This window comes from Alteromonas sp. AWM4_230 (assembly GCF_056158305.1).
Map to the genome: position 1 here is coordinate 2,678,844 of NZ_JBSWTB010000001.1, position 21,829 is coordinate 2,700,672.

The window sequence follows — 21,829 nt, forward strand, 5'->3', positions numbered from 1 at the left end:
ACCCTACTCTTTTATTTGTTGGAATGCGTCTAAAGCACGCTGCCGTGATGCTTTTAAATCAACTAGCGGCTTAGGATATTCTTTACCAAGTTCAATCCCTGCATCTTTTAGTATTGCACTAGGTGCTTCCCATGGCTTGTGTATGTACTTATCCGATAGCTTGTTCAATTCTGGGCAATACTTGCGCACATAGTTGCCCTTTTTATCAAACTTCTCTCCTTGTAATATTGGGTTGAAGATCCTGAAGTAAGGTGCAGCGTCTGCACCAGAACCCGCGACCCACTGCCAACTAGCACTGTTACTGGCAAGGTCAGCATCTAACAGCGTATCCCAAAACCACCGCTCTCCTTCATGCCAGCTTAGCAATAAGTTTTTAACCAGAAACGAGCCAACAATCATGCGCACGCGGTTATGCATATAGCCTGTTTGCCATAGTTCTCGCATACCGGCGTCAACAATAGGAATCCCCGTTTTTCCTGTTTGCCACGCTTCAAGTGCCTTCGCATCTGTACGCCAGGGAAATTTATCGAACTTATCGTTGAAGTTTTTATTTGGAAGCGTTGGAAAATGAAATAGCAAGTAGTAGCTAAACTCACGCCACCCTAACTCGCTCAAATAGGTTTCAATGCTTTTGTCTTCACTATTACCAAATTTATCTTTTATCGCATACCACACTTGGTTGGGTGAAACCTCGCCAAAATGCAGGTGGGGTGATAAGCGCGATGTGCCGCGAGCTGAAGGGATGTCTCGTCCGTCTTTATATTTACGCGCAGAATTTTCAATAAAATCTGCTAGATTATCAGCAGCTCCGTCTTCGCCTGGCGACCATTCTTTCGAAATAGTCTCGTCCCAGTTGATAGTAGGCAGTAAGTTTAGCGACGCTAATTCAATACCTTCATTTTCTACGTCTGCATAAGTTATCCGTGCTGGTGGTGCTTTGGGGTATCGCGGCTCTTCTACTTGTAAACAACCTTTCTTGTAATAAGGAGTAAATACGCGATAAGGCGTGCCGTCCTTTTTGAGCACTTTCATTGGCTCCCATAAAAGACTTCCATTGCAGCTGTGCGCTTCGTAATCACTATCAATGAGAAATTGCTTAATCTCTTTGTCGCGGTTTATCTGCCATGGTTCATAGCACCGGTTCCAAAAGATAGCTTTTGCGTCAAAGGATTTCATTAATGTTGAAATGATATCCTTTGGGTTGCCTTTAAAAATTTGTAGGTGGCCATTAAGGCGCTGATTCAGAGAAGCTAAAGAATGATGAAGCCACCATTTACTGGCACCTCCAGGGACTCTTCCGTCAGGGGTTGTATCATCATAAATATAGATGGGGACTATTTTGCCCATATCACAAGCTGCATTTAATGCCGGATTGTCTTTTACGCGTAGGTCCTGTCTGAACCACATGATACTAACGGGAACGGTCACTTTTTTTCCTCAGGCGTTGCGCCAAATTTAAATATTATTCGTATCTAATGTCTTACGTAGAAAAGCGGATTCAAGATCCGTCAAATTATCAAAAATAACGCTTAAAATTAGTATGATAAATCAGCATTCCAACGATAAGCCTGAATCTAGTGATAACAGAGGACTATTCTGGTTCAGGCACGACCTACGGCTGCACGATAATGCGGCTATTTCCGCGTTATGCGAAAAGGTCGACCAAGTTACGTTCGTCTATATATTAGATGATAAGAACTTTACGCCCAACGCGTTTGGGCTTAATCCAATGGGCGAGCACAGACGTACTTTTCTGCTTCAGACATTGTCAGATTTAAAACGCCAATTAGCAAAGTTAGGACACGATTTACTTGTTGCGAAAGGCAGTGCCGCTCAGTGTCTAGTTGAGTTGTTAAAGTCGGGGCAGTACACTCACCTTGGAGTGAGTCAATATTGTGGTTATGATGAAACCGCAGAATTAAATACAGTAAAACGTTTCTTTGACTCACTAACCGTTGTCGAACGCTCGACGTTTGGTCTTTTTGACGCTCAAACATTCCCGTTTAGTATTGAACAGATGCCCGATGTTTTTAGTCCGTTTCGACGCAAAGTAGAGAAACATTGCAAACCGTTAGCGGTTCATCCTACACCAGAGTGCTTACCTAGCCCTTTCACACCAACATTCGACGCGTCTTTTCTATCCAGTATTGACCTCGATTTACCGAAACCGTCTGAATCGTCATTCGTTGGTGGTGAAACCGCAGCGCTATCTCACCTAAACACGTATCTATTTGACTGGCATGCTGCGGCATCCTACAAGGAAACACGTAATGCACTAGATACATGGAAAGACAGTACAAAACTGTCTGCCTGGTTAGCAAATGGTTCACTTTCTGCGCGCGAAGTGATGAGGCAAGTACATAACTTTGAAGAGACCGTTGAAAAAAATGATTCCACTTATTGGATTTATTTCGAACTCTTGTGGCGAGAATTTTTTCACTGGCTGCAGTGTAAGTATGGCGCTAAATGGTTTCGCTTTAGTGGCATTCAAGGTAAAACACCTACTACTTCACATTGTCCTGAGACCTTTGCGAAGTGGTGTGAAGGCAATACCGGATACCCTATTGTAGACGCGTGTATGCGACAACTTGCAAAGACAGGCTATATGTCGAACCGCGGTAGGCAGCTTGTCGCTAGCTGCTTTGTACACGAACTTCGACAAGACTGGCGATATGGTGCAGCGTGGTTTGAACATCAATTAGTAGATTTTGATGTTGGAAGTAACTGGGGAAATTGGCTTTATCTTGCGGGTGTCGGTAGTGATCCTCGTGGGCATAGGCAATTCAACCTGCAAAAGCAAACTGAAATTTACGATCCGGCAGGCGAATTTCGTAATAAATGGCTGTAGTTATTTAACTGTATGGCGTCAGATAACTTAAAAAAAGCTAACTCAAATAACTCAAAAGAGACAGTCACGGTTATATGGTTAAAGCGAGACCTTCGCTTACGTGATCACGAGCCTTTTTATCGCGCTATTGAGGCAGGAGAAAAGCTGCTCCCACTATTTTGCTGGGAGCCCTCGCTTATTGCAGACCCGCATATGGACATTCGCCATTGGCGATTTATGCAGCAGAGTATCGATGACATTAATAGCCAATTACCCGCTCATGCACGTGTTTTGACCTTGCACTGTGAAGTAATAGATGCACTTGAACTTATTGCTCAAAATTACAACATTGGTGCGGTTAGGAGTTACCAAGAAATTGGTCTTTCAGTTACGCATAACCGCGATGTTAATGTTGCTAAACACCTGATACATAAATCTATTATGCTCGCCGAATATCAGTATGGTGCAGTAATGCGTGGTCTGCCTCATAGAGAACAATGGCAGCAAAACTGGGAGCTCCATTTCGAAACCGCCACCTATGATTTTGATATAGAAACAGCTAAATGGGTTAACTGGCGAGAGTTTTCAGATATTTTAAAAGCGTCGAAATCCATTGATGAGATAGCTGAACTTAAACCGTCACCGCTTAGTTTGCCCATGGCGTGTACGAATTGTATTAATGATAAAGCATTAAAGGCTGAACAGAGTGAAATTGAAGTCACACCCGATATAGTTTCTATGCAACCTGGTGGTGAAAAGCGTGCTTGGCAGGTTTTAAAAGACTTTTTCAGCTCCCGTGGACAGTATTATCACCAACATATTTCAAAACCTGAGTATGCACGACGCGCATGTTCGCGACTAAGCCCTTATCTCGCATGGGGCAATATTTCTATCAAGCAGGTGTATCAAAGCGTTCAGCTGGAAAAACAAGCCAAGAAGGCTTTACCAACACCACAGCGCAAACAGTGGAGTCGCGCCCTATCCGCTTTAACATCTAGGCTGCATTGGCACTGCCACTTTATTCAAAATTTTGAGAGTGAAGCCAGTATAGAGTGGCGCCCAATGAACCGTGCTTATGAGCACTTCCCTTTTATAGACGGGCCGGAAGCTGAGCGACGTTTCTATTTCTGGAGCATTGGCCGTACAGGCTATCCTTTGATAGACGCCTGCATGCGAGCGCTACGACAGACCGGATATATAAACTTTCGGATGCGGGCAATGGTAACGAGTTTTTTATGCCACCATTTAAACGTACACTGGCTGAAAGCCGCACATTACCTTGCAACTCAGTTTTTAGACTTTGAGCCGGGGATCCACTACCCCCAAATACAAATGCAGGCAAGTGTGACGGGTATCCATACCGTAAGGCTGTACAACCCGGTAACACAGTCACAAAAGTTAGACCCTGATGGCGTATTTATTAAGAAGTGGGTGCCAGAGCTGGCTAAACTACCTAATGAAGCCGTTCATGCGCCCTACGACCTACCGCCATTAGAAGCGCAAATGCTTGGTTTTGAGGTTAAACAAGATTATGTGCTGCCCATTATTGATATTACAGAGAATAACCGTATAACAGCGAGACGTTTATGGGACTATCGCGAGCGCGATGATGTGGTAAAAGAAGCGCAGCGTATTGTCAGGCGCCATACCATGCAAAATAGTCCAAGCCGAATGTGGCTCAAATCGCAAATTGAAAAAACAGCCTAACGGTTGTTCTTCCTCAGCCACTCGTTTAAGAGTTTAATTTGACCGCATTTATAGGCCGCATACATTAGACGCATAGCGTTAGACATGGCTTCGCTGTCGGTCCAACCCGTTTTTTCGCGAATTTCGTCATAACATGCTTTCGCTTCTGGGCTGACGTACCCTCTCACTAGCTTCTTGCCGGCGTCCTTTTGTCTTTCTCTAAAACGTCGTTGTTTATCAGCGTTCGCTTTCGCTCTATCTGCAGGGCTTTTTCTACTGGTTTTTTTTGTTGTTTGTTCTGTCATAGTTTTCACACACAAATACTATATTGTGGAGCGTAGTTTAATCGCTGTTTATAAATTGCACGCATGGGGCGATATTTGTACGGATTAAATTTATAGTTAGTATAGTAGCACGCGTTTTTCTTCAGAAAAATGACTGTTCAGAGTTGTTTAGCGTACAAGTGTTCGCTAAATTAAGAATGTAACTTAAATAACAACAATGAGTTGGGAATGTCAGAGAAGAAAAGTAGCTTTAACAAAGAAGATTTATTGGCGTGTAGCCGTGGTGAAATGTTTGGTCCGGGTAACAGTCAACTGCCTGCACCAAATATGTTAATGATGGACCGCGTTGTCTCTATTACTGAAGACGGCGGTGAACATGGCAAAGGCGAGATTATCGCTGAGTTAGATATTAACCCAGATTTATGGTTTTTTGACTGCCACTTTCCAGGTGACCCAGTCATGCCAGGCTGCCTTGGCCTAGACGCAATGTGGCAACTTGTTGGCTTTTTCCTTGGCTGGAGCGGCGGGCCTGGTAAAGGGCGTGCGCTAGGTGTTGGTGAAGTGAAGTTTACCGGTCAAATTCTACCAACAGCAAAAAAAGTTACCTATAAAATTACGATGAAGCGCGTAATTAAACGTAAACTTTTCATGGGTATGGCTGATGGTTCGGTTGAAGTCGACGGGCGAGAAATTTATGTCGCGAAAGATTTGAAAGTGGGCTTGTTCCAAGATACTTCGAATTTTTAATCGCTGTTTAATCGACGCTAAATACTAAATCGATAAACACAAAAAAGCCCCTTTCTAGGGGCTTTCCTTTTTGCATAATCAGTTCATAAAAGAGAAGTGTTATTTAACGCTTAAACCTAAATGTCTATCCTCTACTGCCTCACGCCATCCACCTAACCACTGTGAACGTGCATCGTTTTGCTGAAATGGACAATTTTCCTTTGAACGACCGCTAATACCAGCTTGATAGCCTTTAGAATGAGCGCGAGTCATTTTATCTCTTTTTTGTCTTTTCATTGATTAGCCTCTTTTGTTTGTTGGACGTACAACAAATCATTTTCTCGAGCGCTCTACATCATATCGGTTGATAGTGCCGGAAAAGTGATTGCGTACATTACTGTGATAGTGCAATTAACAAAATGGTTCAAGAAAAATATAAAATTAAAACGCTTGACAATCGTTAAATAAATGAAGTTTCTATGAAATTTATATTACATTTTTTATGCATAAATATGTCTGTTTTTGCATTTTTTGGGCATAAAAAAAGCCACACGAATGTGGCTTTATTAAACTCATCATAAATTTAAATGACGAGGTTATTTATTTTTTAAAACGTCTGCGCACAAAAGCAGCGGCAAACAAACCAAAGAACGCGAACCAGCCAGTAGATGCGCCGCTGCGCTCAAAAGGCTGTTCGTCTTCAGGTACTTCACAATCGTCAATGGAACCATTAGCTATTGGAGATAGCTTAACCGCAACAACAGAATCAACCAGGTCTGTTTCACCGCTTGAGTTTATGATGTCGACGCCGGTTACATATTTACTGTTTATTTTAATACGCGCATTAGCGATAATTTCGTTGTCGTCGTTGATATCAACCGCTTCGATTAATTCGTAAGTGTTGTCACACGAGACTAAATCATTGAGATCCAAAAACTCTTCAGTATCAATGTTATACATAAATGCAGCGGTTTCACGTAGCGTGTCGCTTGTCGCATCGACATCTGCCTTACCCACCACGATGTTGTTATTGTTAATTGCGTTCGCAGTAACACCGGCACTTACGAAAAAGCCATCAGGGTATTTTTGTTCTTGAGTATCTAAGTTGTAAACAAAAAGGCGAGAACGAGCGATATCGCTTTGTGAGCGAAGCACAGCACCAGTTACCCAGTTCTCATCGTTTATTGCAATTGCTTGGCTAATAAGGTTTTCTTCGCGAGGGAGAAGTTCAATAGTCTCGCCATCTCTGAATACAGTTGCAACGCGCTCACTTTCAGTCAAGCCAGATTGGTTAGGTCGAGTAATCGTAACGCGATCGCCAGTTAGCCCTTCGCCCACCGCAATACCTTGTTCATTAATATCATAAGCGTAGGTAAAGTAGTGTGCTGTATCGTCTTCATCCGGCTCGAACAGTAATGGGTAAGTGTCAGTGCTAATCACGTCTCCATTAACGTCAACTTGCCATATGGTGGCGTTAACTTCTGACAATAAAACGAAGCCAGGCAAATAGTTCGTAGAAGTATTCAAGAAATAACTAGAAATGCGTGGTACTGCAAAGTCACCATTGTAAATGGTGAAAAGACAACGCCCTTCAGACTGATCGCCACGCAGTTCGTCGTCAGTACAAGTTTCAATAGCTTCATCTACTTCGTCTTGAAAACTGACCGTACTGAAGCCTGCTACTTGTAAATTTGCATTAATTGCACGGGCCGAAGAGAAGCCGCCGGCTGTGGTGTCTACAGCTGGTAGTGCTTTAGACTCACCTGATGCTTGTATAAAACCTTGCTGCGCCGATTCTGCATAAGTGTAATTAATGGTATCGCCATCTTCATTTTCGTATGGGTCTAAAACGACTAAACCTGACGAATCACCTACTACAAAGTTGCCGTTTAAGCTGTCTCTGCCTATCGCTTCAACCGAACGGGTGTAATCATCAAATTTTTCAGTGACTTCGTCTAAGCCTGGCACCAAAGAAATATCCTGGGTGTCAGTTAAGAAGGTTCTGTAAGGCGCTAATTTCTGACCAGTGGTCGCAGTACTAGACGAGAGTAGATAGTTAACGATTGTCGTGTAATCTGAATCAGTGAATACACCTTGACGTGCATCATCTTCGTTTTCTAAATCTTCACCGTTAACATCGAAGAAAGTGGTATCTTCTTCTAACTGCTCCACATCTACAGGTGGGTTATATTCAAGTTGCACTACAGACAGCATTTTGCCTGAATTATCAATTGAACGAGCAAAATTGTTTCTAGCGGTATCCTGTAAAGGAAGAGGCGTCACTGAATAGGTCGCGGCAAATGCCGAAACACTTCCTGTTGCCAACAGAACGGCGGCGGCAAGCTGAGTTCGTTTCATTTAAAATCCTATTTACTGCTGATTATCTTCCAGCATACTTTCTAGTTCATCCCAGCGCGCATATTTCTGGGAAAGTAATTCTTCTTTATCTGCCAGTTCGGCTAACGCCTTGGCAGTAACGTCACTGTCTTGTTTGAAAAAGTCTGGGTCGTTGACTTTTTCTTGCATAGCCTCAAGTTCTTCCTCAAGTGTTTCTAGTTCTTTCGGTAAGGACTCAAGTTCACGCTGGTCTTTGTATGATAGCTTTTTCGTCTTACGGGGAGAAGACTTAGCACTAGGACTGTCTGAAGCTGAATTAGTTTCATTCTTTACCTTGGCTTTCTCTTCCTTTTCGATTTGCTGACGTTTTTCCTGTTGCTCTTTATACCAGTTTTCTACGTCAGTGAAACCCCCAATAAATTCGCGAAGCAGACCGTTACCTTCAAAAACTACGCTACTGTTGGCAACGTTATCAACGAATTCCCTGTCGTGGCTCACTAAAAGCACGGTGCCAGTATACTCGTTAAGTAAGGTTTCAAGCATTTCTAAGGTTTCAACGTCTAAGTCGTTGGTTGGTTCATCGAGAACCAAAACGTTGCTTGGTTTTAGCATGAGCTTGGCCAACATAAGGCGGTTTTTCTCACCACCTGACAGTGACTTCACCGGCGCATTTACACGCTCTGGCGTAAATAAGTAGTCTTGCAAATAACTTATCACGTGGCGCGGGTGTCCGTTTACCGTAAGGTCGCGCTTACCATCGCCTACCGCGTCTATCACAGACTTTTCTAAATCCAAGCCGTAGCGATGTTGGTCAAAGTATGCCACTTCAAGGTTGGTGCCTTGTTTGCAGTTGCCGTTGTCGGGTTGCAATTCGCCCAACAATAGTTTGATTAGTGTGCTTTTACCGCTACCGTTAGGGCCAATAAGGGCAAGCTTGTCACCACGCAAAACATTCAGGTTTAACCCTTTAACAATGGGTTTGCCTTCAATGCTGTAGCTTAAATCTTTTACTTCAAACACCATTTTTCCAGAGCGAGCGCCCTGATGTTGGTTAACCACGGCATTGCCCTGCACCGCTCGGCGCGCTTTACGCTCTTCGCGGAGCTTTTTCAGCGCTCTTACTCGGCCTTCGTTGCGGGTACGGCGCGCCTTAATGCCCTGTCGTATCCACACTTCTTCTTGCGCTAGCTTTTTATCGAATTCAGCGTTTTGTGACGCTTCAACGTCTAAATCGTGCTGTTTTTTCTCAAGATAGGTTTCGTAATTACCCGGGTAGCTAGTTACAGAGCCGCGATCTAGGTCAATAATACGTGTGGCCATGGCGCGTATAAAAGCACGGTCGTGGCTGACAAACACAATAGCACCCTGATAGTTGCTCAAGCTCGATTCAAGCCAGCGGATCATCTCAATATCAAGGTGGTTAGTAGGTTCGTCTAACAGTAATAAATCTGGTTGGCGCACTAACGCACGGGCTAGAGCTGCTTTTCTGCGCCAGCCCCCAGATAGCGTTGATAACGATATCTCAGGGTCAAGCTTAAGCATGGTAAGCGTTTGTTCTATTTGCTGCTCGAACTGCCACGCGTCTCTGGCCTCTAACTGTTCTTGTAACCGTTGAAGCTTATTTAGGTTAGCTTCACTAGGGTCTTCACCCACAATGCGAGTTTGATGGAAATAGGCTTTTAGCGTTTCACCTACGTCAGATAACCCCTCAGCAACATAGTCAAACAGAGTTACATCTGTCGTTTGAGGTGGGTCCTGCTCTAAGCGCGCAATAACCGTATTATTCTCAATAATACGCTGTCCATCGTCTGCAATGATATCGCCTGCGATAACTTTCATAAGGGTAGATTTACCGCTACCGTTGCGACCAACCAAGCACACACGCTCTTTAGGCTGAACAACTAACTCAACGCCGTCTAAAAGCGGTGGATTTCCATAGATAACAGTGATGTTTTTTAACTGCAAAATGCTCACTGAAGAAACTCCTCTAAATCGGCGGCACTAAAGGGCCATCCAATTTCTTTTAAATTATCGGCCCGCTTCAACACTGGAATACGAGCGCCATACAAGTGATAAAGCTCGGTACTTGTACGAATGTTAACTTTTTCAATAATAAGCGATGAAAACATGGACGTTTGCTGAAGCTCAACATCGGCTAAGTCGCACAGACTACATTGGGGCCCGGTGTAGAAATAAATTTTCATGAACGTAGAATCCAGCACTGGTGTATCTTGCCCTTACGGGCAAAATCTTCGGGTATGGTTTCGTGGGTGATATTTTCAATGTTCAAGCCAAGGTCACTGATGGCTGATTCGTCTAACTTAAAACCACGTTTATTGTTAGAAAAAATGATGGTTCCCTGCTCTTTTAAGCAGGCTTTAGCGTCGGTAAGCATTTTTACATGGTCGCGCTGAACGTCCCACGTGTTCTGCATTCGCTTTGAATTTGAAAATGACGGCGGGTCGATAAATATTAGGTCATATTTACCTTTATGCGTACCTAGCCATGTGGTGCAATCGGCTTGAATAAAGGCATGGGGACCACTTAATTTATTAAGCGCTATATTTTTCTTCGCCCATTCCAAGTAGGTATTCGACATGTCTACCGTGGTAACTGACTTGGCGCCGCCCATAGCTGCAAATACAGATACGCTGCCCGTGTAAGAAAACAAATTCAACACGTCTTTGTCTTTTGACAAAGCTCTTACTTTTTGACGGGTATTACGGTGGTCTAAGAAAAGACCCGTGTCCAAGTAATCAGTCAGGTTTACCAAAAAGCGAGCATCATTTTCGAACACTTCCATCATTTCGCCAGACTGATTAATTTTTTCGTATTGCTTAGTCCCTTTTTGCTGGCTACGCACTTTAAGCGCAATGTGCTTAGGTGAGACCCCGGTAACTGCTGGTAAGTGTAACAATACCTCTTGCAGGCGTTTACGGGCTTTATCTTCTGACACGGTTTTTGGTGGCGCGTACTCTTGGACGACCAGCCAATCGCCATACCTATCTACCGCCACGTTGTAATCGGGTAAATCAGCGTCGTAAATTCGGTAGCAATTCGTGTTTGCACTTTTGATCCAGCCTTTCATACGCTTGAGGTTTTTCTTCAAACGATTAGCAAACTCATGATTGCCGGCGTCTTCACTAAATTGAACCGTGTTTTGTTCATCAAGCACATAGTTAGCTAAACGGCACTCTAATTTACCATTGTTCATGGCGTAGTCTTTAGTGGCGCGAAGCTTTAATACACGTAGCAAGTCACGGTTACTACTTAAAAGCGACACGTGCCAGCCTTTCCAGGCTTCTTTAAAGCGCTTACCCCAATCGCTAAATAGCGGTATTAACGAAGTAAGTTCACCCAAACGCTCTCCGTATGGCGGGTTAGACACAACATAGCCTGGCGTGCCGACTGGCGGCGATGACGTGGTAGCATCTTGCTGAGAAAACGAAATATCGTTAAATACACCAGCAAAATCAGCGTTGGCTTTGGCAATGGCTACCATTTTACGGCTGAAGTCACCCGCATAAATACCGCCACAGCTTGGCTTTTGAACTGAAATGGCATGCTCTACCAAATCATCCCAAACCTTAGCTTCATGGCCAAGCCATTTAGTAAAGCCCCAGTATGAACGCTTTATACCAGGCGCAATATTTCGAGCAATGTAGGCAGCTTCTATTGCAATAGTGCCTGAGCCACACATTAAATCTACCAAAGGCGCTTCGGTATTCTCTGCCCAACCACTGCGCATAAGCATTGCGCTGGCGATATGCTCTTTTAGCGGTGCGTCACCGGTTTCTTGCCGATATGCGCGTTGGTGTAAACTTGCTCCAGCTAGGTCTATACCCAAAATTACATTGTCGCGGTGCAGTCTGGCATACACAGAGATATCAGGGCTTTTTCGCTCTACTGACGGGCGAGGTAAACCTTGTTCTACGAATGAGTCTACTATGGCGTCCTTAACACGAACGGCGCCAAACTGGGTGTTCTTGATAGCAAAGTTAGTTCCAATAAACTGTACAGATAATGTATGACGTGAATCCATCTGCATTTGCCAGTCAATGCCCATCGCCGTGTTGTAAAGCGCATCTGCATCGCCTGCTTTACCGGACGCTAGCACCCAAATTACGCGATTAGCCAAGCGTGACCATAGGCAAAGTTTATAAGCGTCTTCTTTTGACCCTTCAAACTGAATGGTACCAGGCCCCTGTTTAATTTGTGCATCAGGGCAAAGGCTTAGTACTTCTTGTTTCAATAGTTCGTCAAGACCGCGACTGGTCGTAACCAGGATAGTATTCATTCATGTACCTGTTTTTGATGTACGCGCTTAACGTAAAGCGCGTACACGAGAGATTGGTTTCGGGTGTACTTTGTTTCGGCTGTATTATAACGCGTTTACGATGCGTTTAACGAGAGATGGGCCTTGATAAATAAAGGCCGAGTAGACTTGCACTAATGATGCGCCTGAATCTAAGCGCGCTTGCGCCGCTTCAGGAGAGTCGATGCCCCCTACGCCGATAATAGGTATAGCGCGGTCAAGTGCCTTATTTAATTTACGGGTTACTTCCAAACTCATATCGGTCATAACAGAACCGCTAAGGCCACCCATTTCATCAGCGTGCTCTAGTCCAGTAACCGAATCTCGTGAAAGCGTGGTATTGGTAGCAATCACGCCATCCATTTTGCTATTGATTAACGAAGCAGCAATACTTTCAATTTCAACATCACTTAAATCAGGCGCTATTTTAATGAACAATGGCACGTACTTTCCGTGGGTTTGCGTGAGTGTTTCTTGTGCGGCTTTTAAGCCTACTAACAATTTATCAAGCGCTTCACCGTACTGCAGGTTTCTAAGCCCTGGTGTGTTAGGTGATGAGATATTGATAGTGACATAGCTTGCGTAAGGATAAACCTTATTTAAGCAAATCAGATAATCGTCGAGTGCATTCGCTTCTTCGGTGTCTTTGTTTTTGCCAATGTTAATGCCTATGGGCCCTTTAAACTGGGCTTTTTTTACTTGCTCGACAAGATGATCAACACCTTTGTTATTGAACCCCATGCGATTAATAATGGCTTGCTTTTCAGGGATTCTAAACAAGCGAGGCTTAGGATTTCCCGGCTGCGGACGCGGCGTAACTGTACCAATTTCTACAAAGCCAAAGCCCATGCTTGAAAACGCATCAATACAATCACCGTTCTTATCGAGACCTGCCGCTAACCCTACCGGATTATCAAACGTCATGCCGGCAACAGTGACGGGCTTTTTAAGCGTTGGTGTGCTGTACATCCATTTCAGCGGTGTATGTTGTGTCTTGTTTAACCAGTTAATGGTGAAATCGTGACTTTTTTCAGGTTCACACTGAAGTAAGAGTTTTTGCACTAGAGATTGCATGGTTGTATTTAACGCTCGCTTATTAAGGGTCTGTTGGTCGTTACTACGCCTCACGTTTACAGATTATCTGCTAACAAAAAACGCTGTAAAGCTAGTTAATAATAACCAATCGGCCAATAAAAAGCCCTGATAAACAGGGCTTAAATCATTAAGGTGCGTGTATTCTAATGGTTAGACTTCACGCTTAAAAGCATCAATTCGCGTAAAGCGACAGAAAATTTCGCAAATTCGTGCGTTGTGCTGGTCTTAAACTCTGACATCATGTGATACCAACGTTTAAGAAGCGCCTGATTACTTTCAATCCATTCATCTAGAATTTGGTCAGCGTTGCTCACATCTTCGCGAGAGGCTAACAGGTTTGCTGCGATTGAGCGCTGCTGCCAATCAAGTTCCTCACGATATGAAGCGCGAGCCAATGCCTGCCAGTGGTTGCTTACCGCCTGATTGTTAATTTGGTCTAAGAACCAGTGAAGTTCTAAACGCGAACCCAATTGGTAGTAAAGCTTAGCAACAACATCAGTGTCGTGCTTATCAGCCTCTACAATTTGTGCCAAGTCAAAGCTTGAGAACATGTTTGAGAAACTCGCTACCTGATAAGCAATATCCTGAGGTACGCCCTCATCAATATATTTCTGCGTTGCTGCTTCTAATTGGGCATATTCACTTTCAACCAAATAATGCTGTAAGTTTTTCGACAAGATATCGAATGTGCCGCGATAGCTTGTAATGGCCTCTTCTATAGACTGCGCTTTATTGCCATGGCGAATGTACCAACGTGCGGCACGACGCATAATTCTGCGCGCTTCATCAAGCATTTTCAGCTGAAGTGTTGCAGGAATAACGTTGTCTAGTTCTTCAATGCGCTCCCACAGCGTATCCATGTTGAAAATGCCGTGCACAATCGCGTAAGCATCTGCAATTTCGTCTACGCTTGCACCAGTTTCTTCCTGCATTCTAAATACGAAGTTAAGGCCCATATCGTTAACCATATTATTGGTTAATTTAGTGGCGATAATTTCGCTTCTAAGCGGGTGCTGCTGCATGTGTGCTGCAAATTTTTCGCGAAGTACCTTCGGGAAAGCTTCAACTAACAGCTTACCATGGTAAGGATTGTCAGTGATTTCTGGAATATTGAGCGCATCTTTAAGCACCATTTTACCGTAGGCAATTAACACGCTAAGTTCAGGGCGAGTTAGGCCTTGGTCAGTTGCTACGCGATCGGAGATCTCGTCATCGCTCGGTATGAACTCTAACTCACGATTTAATTGCCCTTCTCGCTCTAGGCCGTGAATAAAGCGAAGCTGTTCTTTAAGTTGCTTCACACCCGCTAACTCAGTAATAGAGATTGACTGGGTTTGACGGTAACAGTCTTTCAATACAATCGTGCTGACATCGTCAGTCATATCGTAAAGAAGCTTATTACGCTGCTTAAGGGTTAGCTCACCATCGTTGACCAGGCTGTTAAGCAAAATCTTAATGTTAACTTCGTTATCAGAACAATCCACACCACCGACGTTATCGATAAAGTCGGTGTTAACGCGCCCGCCATTAGAGGCATACTCGATACGGCCTAATTGGGTCAAACCTAGGTTGCCGCCCTCGCCCACAATTTTAGCTTGAACGTCGCGGCCATTAACGCGCAAGTCATCGTTCGCACGATCGCCCACTTCAGAGTGAGATTCTTTCTTACTCTTAATATAGGTACCGATACCGCCGTTCCATAGTAGATCAACCGGCATTTTAAGAATGTTGTGAATAAGCTCGTTAGGCGTCATCGTTAGCTGACGCGTACCCAACCACTTTTTCATTTCAGGTGTCAGCTTGATTGACTTAGATGCACGGCTGAATACACCACCACCTTTAGAAATCAGCTTACTGTCATAGTCTTCCCAGCTTAGGCTTGGATTCTCAAACAGGCGTTGACGCTCTTTATAACTTGCTGCTGCATCTGGGCTTGGGTCGAAGAAAATATGTAAGTGGTTGAATGCCGCAATTAAGCGCGTGTGCTTTGATAGCAACATACCGTTACCAAATACGTCGCCAGCCATATCGCCTACACCCACAGCGGTAAAATCGGTAGTCTGGCAATCGATACCAATTTCTCTGAAATGACGCTTCACAGACTCCCAGCCGCCGCGCGCAGTAATACCCATTTTCTTATGGTCGTAGCCAATGCTTCCGCCAGATGCGAATGCATCACCTAGCCAGAAACCAAACTCTTCAGCTATACCATTCGCTATATCAGAGAAAGTTGCGGTCCCTTTATCTGCAGCGACAACCAAATACGGGTCGTCATCATCAAGGCGTACTACATCTTTCGGTGGTACTATTTCGCCATTAACAATGTTGTCGGTAATATCCAGCAAGCTTGTAATGAAAGTGCGGTAACAGGCTTGCCCTTCTGCTTGAATAGCCGCACGGCCTTCACCTACTGGCAAGTTTTTACAAACAAAGCCACCTTTCGCACCAACAGGGACAATAACTGTGTTTTTAACCTGCTGTGCTTTAACCAGACCTAAAACTTCGGTTCTGAAATCTTCTTGACGGTCAGACCAGCGAAGGCCACCACGGGCAACTTTACCGCCACGCAGATGCACACCTTCAACGCGAGGGCTGTACACAAAAATTTCAAACTTAGGCAACGGAAGCGGCATTTCTGGAATAAGCTCTGGCATCATCTTAAATGACACGTAAGACTTTTCGTTTCCTGCATCGTCTGGCTGATAGAAGTTGGTTCGTAGCGTTGCCGACATCATATCCAAATAACGGCGGATAATACGGTCGTCATCAAGGTTACTTACGTTATCTAGCTGTGCCTTGATGGTCTCAAGTACCGCGTCTTCTTTCTTCTGATTACGCTTATTCTTGGGGTCAAAACGTTGGTCAAAGAAGTCTACCAATAAACGGGCAATATCTGGGTAGTTAGAAAGGGTATTTGCAATATAGTCACGGCTAAATGAGCTACCAGTTTGGCGCATATATTTAGCATAGGCACGCAGAACCGTCACCTTTCGACCCGTCATATTGGCGCCCAAAATAAGGCGATTAAACGCGTCATCTTCAAGTGTTTTATACCACACCTTCGCAAAAGCGTCTTGGAAAAGGGTTTGCGCCGTTTCCATATCAAAGTGCTGGCCGCTTTTGTGCAGCATGGTGAAGTCCATTACCCAATTTCGCTCACCTTGGGAACACGTGATTTTATATGGGCTTTCGTCGATTACGCGTAACCCAAAGTTCTCCAGCATGGGGAGTACGTCAGACAGGTGAATGGGCTCTGCACGGTGGAAAAGCTTAAGCTTAACGACTTGGCTTTCAGCGTCTTCTTCTTGTGGGCGGTAGAACAACATATCTAAGGTGTGATTGTCGTCAAGCATCTCTAGTTTGCCAATATCTACCAGCGCTGCTGATGGCAGGTTGTGCTCCATGTAACTACGAGAAAACGCATTGTTGTATTTGCGCTCAAGCGCCTTGCCAGACGCTTCGCCGTGAGCCGCTGAAATTGCTGACGCTAGTCTGTCGTTCCAGGTTTTGGTCAACTCAATAATGTTTTGCTCTATTTCCTTCACATCGAATTCCGCGTTGTTGTCGTTGACTCTAGCAATGTAATGCGTACGGGCATATACAGACTCTGAAAAGAAGGTGGTAAATTCGACTTCTTCAGTAGCGCCTAATGACGCTTTAAGTAGCTCTTGAGTCTCTTTACGCAACTGAGTGTTATAGCGCTCTCTTGGTACGAATACCATGCACGAGAAGAAGCGGCCAAACGTGTCTTTGCGAATAAACAAACGAGATATACCACGCTCTTGCATTTGAAAAATGCCCATCACAATTTGTGCGAGTTCTTCTGCTGGTGTTTGCAGTAATTCATCACGAGGATAGGTTTCTATAATGTTCGCAAAAGCTTTGTATGCGTGTGTGCCTGGCTCGAAGCCGGATAATTCACAAATTCGCTTAATCTTCTCTCGTAAAATGGGTAGCTGAGTTACGCTGTTGTTATAAAACGATGCTGAATAAAGCCCTAGAAAGCGATGCTCACCTACTACCTGCCCGTCTTTATTAAATACCTTCACACCAACATAGTCCATATAGGCTGGGCGATGCACACGAGCACGAGAATTTGTTTTGGTCAGTATCAACGGGTTTTTGCTTAACGCTTCAGCTCTTGCTGATGCAGGCAATCTCGATAACAGACGTTCGCGGTCATTTATTGAATTTTTAAGAAGACCTAAGCTGGTGTCGTTTTTCGGTATCCATCTATGATCGCCTTCAATTGCTTTAACTTCATAATAGCGATATCCCATCATGGTAAAGTTATGGTCACCTAACCACTCAAGGTATGCCTTAGTCTGTTTTTTTGCATCTGCGGAAACAGGCCAATTGTATTTCGCGTTATTTTTAATAACGTCTTGTAAAGTACTGGTCATGCCCTGCCAGTCTTCAACAGCTAAAGAGACTTCATCAACTACCGAGTAAAGCTCTTTAGTTAAAGCATCGATATCTTTTTTCGATGTCTGTCTGTCGATTTCAATGAAAATGACAGTCTCTTTTTTAGCACCGTCTAGGGTTTGACCTGGTTCTGCAAAGGTTTCGACCTTGTTCGATTTGTCGCGTTTAACGCCGATCGGGCTATGAAGAAATAAATGCGCGGTAATGTTTAACCGATTCAGTAGCATACGCACAGAGTCAACTAAGAACGGCATGTCTGACACAATAATCTCTACTATCGTGTGGCTTGAGTGCCAACCGTGTTTAGCTATTTCTGGGTTGAAAACACGAACGTAAGGTGAAGCGTATTCAAATTTTGCCAAACCATTCCATAAACTAAGTGTTGCGCCATACAGGTCGCTGTCGTTGCGATTTTCTAGGTCGTCGCTTGATATGTTTTTATACAACAGACGTCCGAATTGCTGCACAAGAGACTTCTGCTTGGTATCTACTTTTTTATCAATAAGTGCAAATACATTGTCTAGCAGTACTGAGTGTCGCTGTGAGGTGACTGTCATTTGTTAACCTTTTTTGAATGTCGAAATACCAATTGAATTTGGTATAAGTGCCGAGTACCTAACTATTTTCTCTAATAAATGACGCTAATGAAAGCCCATTTTTAACCTTATATTAACAGCATAGATAACTATGCAGAAAACACCCAAAAAAAAGGGCCTAAAGGCCCTTTTTTATGCGTAGCTATGCAAAAATAATTTATGCATCAGGGTCGTTCTTATTCCACCACAGGAACCTAGCCAAGGCAGGCAGTACAATTATTGCCCCAAGCATGTTCACAACGAACATAAATGTTAGCAAAATGCCCATATCCATTTGGAACTTAAGTGAAGAGAATACCCAAGTGCTTACGCCTATAGCTAGCGTTATACCGGTAAATAGCACAGCACTTCCTCGCTCTTTTAAAGCAGCGAAATAAGCTTCTTGAACGGTAGCACCTTTCTTCAGCATTAAGCTTTTGGTAGAAAGAATATAAATACCATAGTCCACTCCGATTCCCACGCCAAGTGCGATAACTGGTAACGTAGAAACGGTGAGGCCAATTTGAAGGTAAGTCATTAGTGCTTGAGCCAATACAGACACCACATATAGCGGTATTACAACGACTAACGTAGCACGAATTGATCGGAAGCTAATTAAGCAAAGCGCGATAACAGCACCAAATACATAAAGCATCATTGGATCTTGCGCCGCGCTTACTGCTTCATTGGTTGCAGCCATTACGCCGACAGGTCCAGAAGCAAGGCTGAACTTCATATCGTCAGTTTGGTACGCATCGCGATACGACTTAACTGCATCAACAACGCGAGAGATGGTTTCTGCCTTGTGATCTTCCATAAACAGGATAATAGGCATAACTGAGCAATCGCCATTAAGCAGCCCAGACGAGGTAGGTACGCGAGAGATAGCCTGAACTAGCGTCTGTTGATTACGTGGAAGAACTTGCCATTTTACGTTCCCTTCGTTGTAACCGGCATTAACAATTTTGGCTACTGACGCAAGTGACACCGCAGACTGTACGCCTTGAACGTTTTCCATTTTCCACTGGAAGTCATCCATGGCTTTCATCACACTGTGCGAAGTACAAGCTTCCGGCGTCGTCTCTACAAGTATAGAGATATAATCCACCGTTACTTCGTATTTGTCAGTGATCAAAAAGGTATCTTCATTGTAGCGAGAAGTTTCATGTAGCGCCGGTGCACCCGCGTGTAAGTCCCCTATTTTCATATTTTGCGCTTGGAAATGACCGAGCACGAACAAAATAGCGGTGACAATTAAAATAAACGCAGCTGGCTTTTTACGTGAACACGCTGCAATTACTTCCCAGAATTTAGAGTTTGCGTTTTCTTTACCAGCAAATTTCTCTACATACTTCTGGTCTAGCTTTAAGAAACTCATAAGAACAGGAAGTAATAAAAGATTGGTAAGTATAATTACCGCAACACCCATACTTGCTGTTATTGCTAGCTCGCGAATAATACCAATATCAATAACCAGTAGCGTCATGAAGCCTACAGTATCAGATAACAAGGCGATTCCGCCGGGTACTAAAAGGTGTCTAAATGCCGCCATTGAAGCCCGTTTCGCGCCAATGCCCGTCACTGCTTGCTTTTCTACCGCGTTAATCATTTGAACGCCGTGGCTTACACCGATAGCAAATACAAGGAAAGGTACAAGAATTGACATAGGATCCATGCCAAAACCAATGGAAGTCAAAAGCCCAAGCTGCCAAATAACGGCAATAATTGAACAAACCAATGGCAATACGGTAAGCATAAGGCTTCGTGAAAAGAAGTACACCATAACGGCTGTAATTGCGATAGCAATAGCGAAAAACAGTAGTACATCTTTAGCGCCATCGGCCACATCACCAATCATTTTCGCAAATCCAATAATATGGATAGAGGTATTTTCGTTTTCGTACTGGCCGCGCAGCTGTTCTTCAAGCTCTGCTGCTAACGCAAGGGTATCGAGCGGCTTACCAGTTTGAGGGTCAATGTCTAGCAACTGTGCAGTTACCATTGCGCAACTGTAGTCACTTGAAACCTGTCTACCAACGATGTTCGCTTTTTCCACGTTCGCAGCCACAAGCTCCAGAGCCTCTGGCCTTGATGAGTCGAAGTCTGCTGGTATAACTGGTCCGCCTGCGAAACCACCTTCTACGATTTCAGTGAAGCGTGTGGAGGGAGAGAAAAGTGAAATTACTAACGAACGGTTTACGCCATTGATAAAGAAAAGCTGGTCGTGAACGTTCTTTAACGTATCGAAGAAATTTTGGTTATAAATATTATCGTTTTTATCACATACTGAAACTAAGATGTTGTTGGCCCCACCAAAATCTTGGCGGTGCTCAATATACGTTTTCATGTACTCGTGATTAAGCGGAATATTTTTTTCGAAACCTGCGTCTAGACGCATTTGTGAGGCTTGGTAACCAAGAAAAACCGTTGCAATGGCAAACAGTGCCACCACAACTTTGCGGTTACCAAACACTAATTTTTCAAGAAAATGGGTCATTGTTTTTATACTGCCCTATTTTAAATTCAACGTTTTAATGCCATTTGCAGTAACAGCAATGCTGGTACCGTTAAACTCGGTGGCGTTTAAAATCGCCGCTTTATCTTTTATTTGTGACACGGAAATGCCGTCATCGCTCTGACAATTGGATGGGTTAGCATAAGGGTCACGCATACTGGTAGGAAGCGGACGTTGTGCACTTACCATCATGCCGTTGTTGCCTAAAGCGTAAACCTTTGACTCTGATCCAACTAGGATTGAATTAAGGGTGCTAGTTGAACAAGTTTGCACGTATTCCCATTCCCCTTGATCCCTGTTTACGAAAATATTCCCACGAAGACCTACGGCAAGCACCGTGTTTTCATCCAGCGGCTTGATGTCGAAGAAAGACCCTGTGTAGTCGACGTAATAACGTTCCCAAGATTCACCCATATTGGTGCTTTTGGCTAACAAACCTGCCTCACCAGCCATGTACAGCGTATCACCATCAAGAGTTACACGATTTAAGTGAGGTAAAATAGATTCTAACTCTTGCTGATAAAAATCTTCGTCTTCCTTGCGAATTTCTTCGAGGTATTCTTGGTCCATTGGGTCAAGAAGACTGGCGTGGCGTTCTGCAGACCACGTCTTTCCACCGTCAAGCGTTCGATAAAACAAGCCATAGGCACCGGTGGCGATACCTTGCTGTTCGTCAAAAAATAATACATCTAAGAACGGGCGTTGAAGGTCGGGTTGATAATTTTGTATTTCCCATGTTTCGCCCCTATCTGAAGAATGAAGAATGACAGCATCGTGACCTACTGCCCATATTTTTTCGCCCACAACAGTAGTTGCAGTAAGCGTTGATTGAGTTGGCACCGCTTTTTGATTAAAAGTTTTGCCATCTTCCGACACTAATACGTGACCGCGTTCACCGACAATAACGACAAATGAATCAGCGTCTATGTCCAAAAGAACTGATTGCTCAACCAAAGGTGCCATGAATGCTTCTTCGGCAAGTGCAGCTGGAGAGTAATTAGCTGCGAATGTGGCGGCAATGCACGCTGCAATGGTTTTTTTCAT

At 44.0% G+C, this 21,829-nt stretch carries 14 protein-coding genes; 3 read left to right on the forward strand and 11 right to left on the reverse strand.

Annotation, left to right across the window (positions count from 1 at the left end):
- Positions 1 to 3: 3 nt before the first annotated feature.
- Entirely contained in the window at positions 4 to 1,428 is a 1,425-nt protein-coding gene (locus ACXACS_RS11565; RefSeq protein WP_474806698.1) for a cryptochrome/photolyase family protein, read from the reverse strand.
- A gap of 112 nt (positions 1,429 to 1,540) precedes the next feature.
- On the opposite strand from ACXACS_RS11565, the gene ACXACS_RS11570 reads away from it, so the two are divergent.
- Positions 1,541 to 2,848, forward strand: a complete 1,308-nt coding sequence (locus ACXACS_RS11570) for a DASH family cryptochrome (RefSeq protein WP_474806700.1) — start codon at positions 1,541 to 1,543, stop codon at positions 2,846 to 2,848.
- A gap of 12 nt (positions 2,849 to 2,860) precedes the next feature.
- Positions 2,861 to 4,534: a cryptochrome/deoxyribodipyrimidine photo-lyase family protein gene (locus ACXACS_RS11575; RefSeq protein ID WP_474806702.1), complete on the forward strand. Its 1,674-nt coding sequence runs from the start codon at positions 2,861 to 2,863 to the stop codon at positions 4,532 to 4,534.
- Here ACXACS_RS11575 and ACXACS_RS11580 read toward each other — a convergent pair.
- Positions 4,531 to 4,818, reverse strand: coding sequence for a hypothetical protein (locus ACXACS_RS11580; protein ID WP_474806703.1), 288 nt, complete (start codon positions 4,816 to 4,818; stop codon positions 4,531 to 4,533). The genes ACXACS_RS11575 and ACXACS_RS11580 overlap by 4 nt on opposite strands.
- Positions 4,819 to 5,025: 207 nt before the next feature.
- Between ACXACS_RS11580 and fabA the strand changes: the two genes are divergently transcribed.
- Positions 5,026 to 5,544, forward strand: a complete 519-nt coding sequence (fabA, locus tag ACXACS_RS11585) for a bifunctional 3-hydroxydecanoyl-ACP dehydratase/trans-2-decenoyl-ACP isomerase (RefSeq protein WP_025255307.1) — start codon at positions 5,026 to 5,028, stop codon at positions 5,542 to 5,544.
- Between the two features lie 99 nt (positions 5,545 to 5,643).
- Here fabA and rmf read toward each other — a convergent pair whose 3' ends face one another.
- The 9 genes from rmf to ACXACS_RS11630 all read right to left on the reverse strand — a co-directional run bounded on the left by rmf (position 5,644) and on the right by ACXACS_RS11630 (position 21,829).
- Positions 5,644 to 5,820, reverse strand: a complete 177-nt coding sequence (gene rmf / locus ACXACS_RS11590; RefSeq protein WP_039220169.1) for a ribosome modulation factor — start codon at positions 5,818 to 5,820, stop codon at positions 5,644 to 5,646.
- Positions 5,821 to 6,123: 303 nt separating this feature from the next.
- Positions 6,124 to 7,881 (reverse strand): DUF3466 family protein, encoded by a 1,758-nt coding sequence (locus ACXACS_RS11595; protein WP_474806706.1) that lies wholly within the window; start codon positions 7,879 to 7,881, stop codon positions 6,124 to 6,126.
- Between the two features lie 12 nt (positions 7,882 to 7,893).
- A complete protein-coding gene (uup, locus tag ACXACS_RS11600; RefSeq protein ID WP_474806708.1) occupies positions 7,894 to 9,834 on the reverse strand; it encodes an ATP-binding cassette ATPase Uup in 1,941 nt (646 codons plus the stop codon).
- On the reverse strand, positions 9,831 to 10,064 hold the full coding sequence (locus ACXACS_RS11605) for a glutaredoxin family protein (RefSeq protein WP_474806710.1): 234 nt from the start codon (positions 10,062 to 10,064) through the stop codon (positions 9,831 to 9,833). Before ACXACS_RS11605 ends, uup begins: the two co-directional genes overlap by 4 nt.
- Positions 10,061 to 12,157 (reverse strand): bifunctional 23S rRNA (guanine(2069)-N(7))-methyltransferase RlmK/23S rRNA (guanine(2445)-N(2))-methyltransferase RlmL, encoded by a 2,097-nt coding sequence (rlmKL, locus tag ACXACS_RS11610; RefSeq protein WP_474806712.1) that lies wholly within the window; start codon positions 12,155 to 12,157, stop codon positions 10,061 to 10,063. Before rlmKL ends, ACXACS_RS11605 begins: the two co-directional genes overlap by 4 nt.
- Before the next feature lie 84 nt (positions 12,158 to 12,241).
- A complete protein-coding gene (pyrD, locus tag ACXACS_RS11615) occupies positions 12,242 to 13,249 on the reverse strand; it encodes a quinone-dependent dihydroorotate dehydrogenase (protein WP_474809257.1) in 1,008 nt (335 codons plus the stop codon).
- A 164-nt stretch (positions 13,250 to 13,413) separates the two neighbouring features.
- Entirely contained in the window at positions 13,414 to 18,252 is a 4,839-nt protein-coding gene (locus ACXACS_RS11620; RefSeq protein WP_474806714.1) for an NAD-glutamate dehydrogenase, read from the reverse strand.
- 196 nt (positions 18,253 to 18,448) lie between these two features.
- Positions 18,449 to 20,767, reverse strand: coding sequence for an efflux RND transporter permease subunit (locus tag ACXACS_RS11625; protein ID WP_474806716.1), 2,319 nt, complete (start codon positions 20,765 to 20,767; stop codon positions 18,449 to 18,451).
- A 15-nt stretch (positions 20,768 to 20,782) separates the two neighbouring features.
- Complete coding sequence (locus ACXACS_RS11630; RefSeq protein WP_474806718.1) at positions 20,783 to 21,829, reverse strand: WD40/YVTN/BNR-like repeat-containing protein; 1,047 nt, start codon at positions 21,827 to 21,829, stop codon at positions 20,783 to 20,785.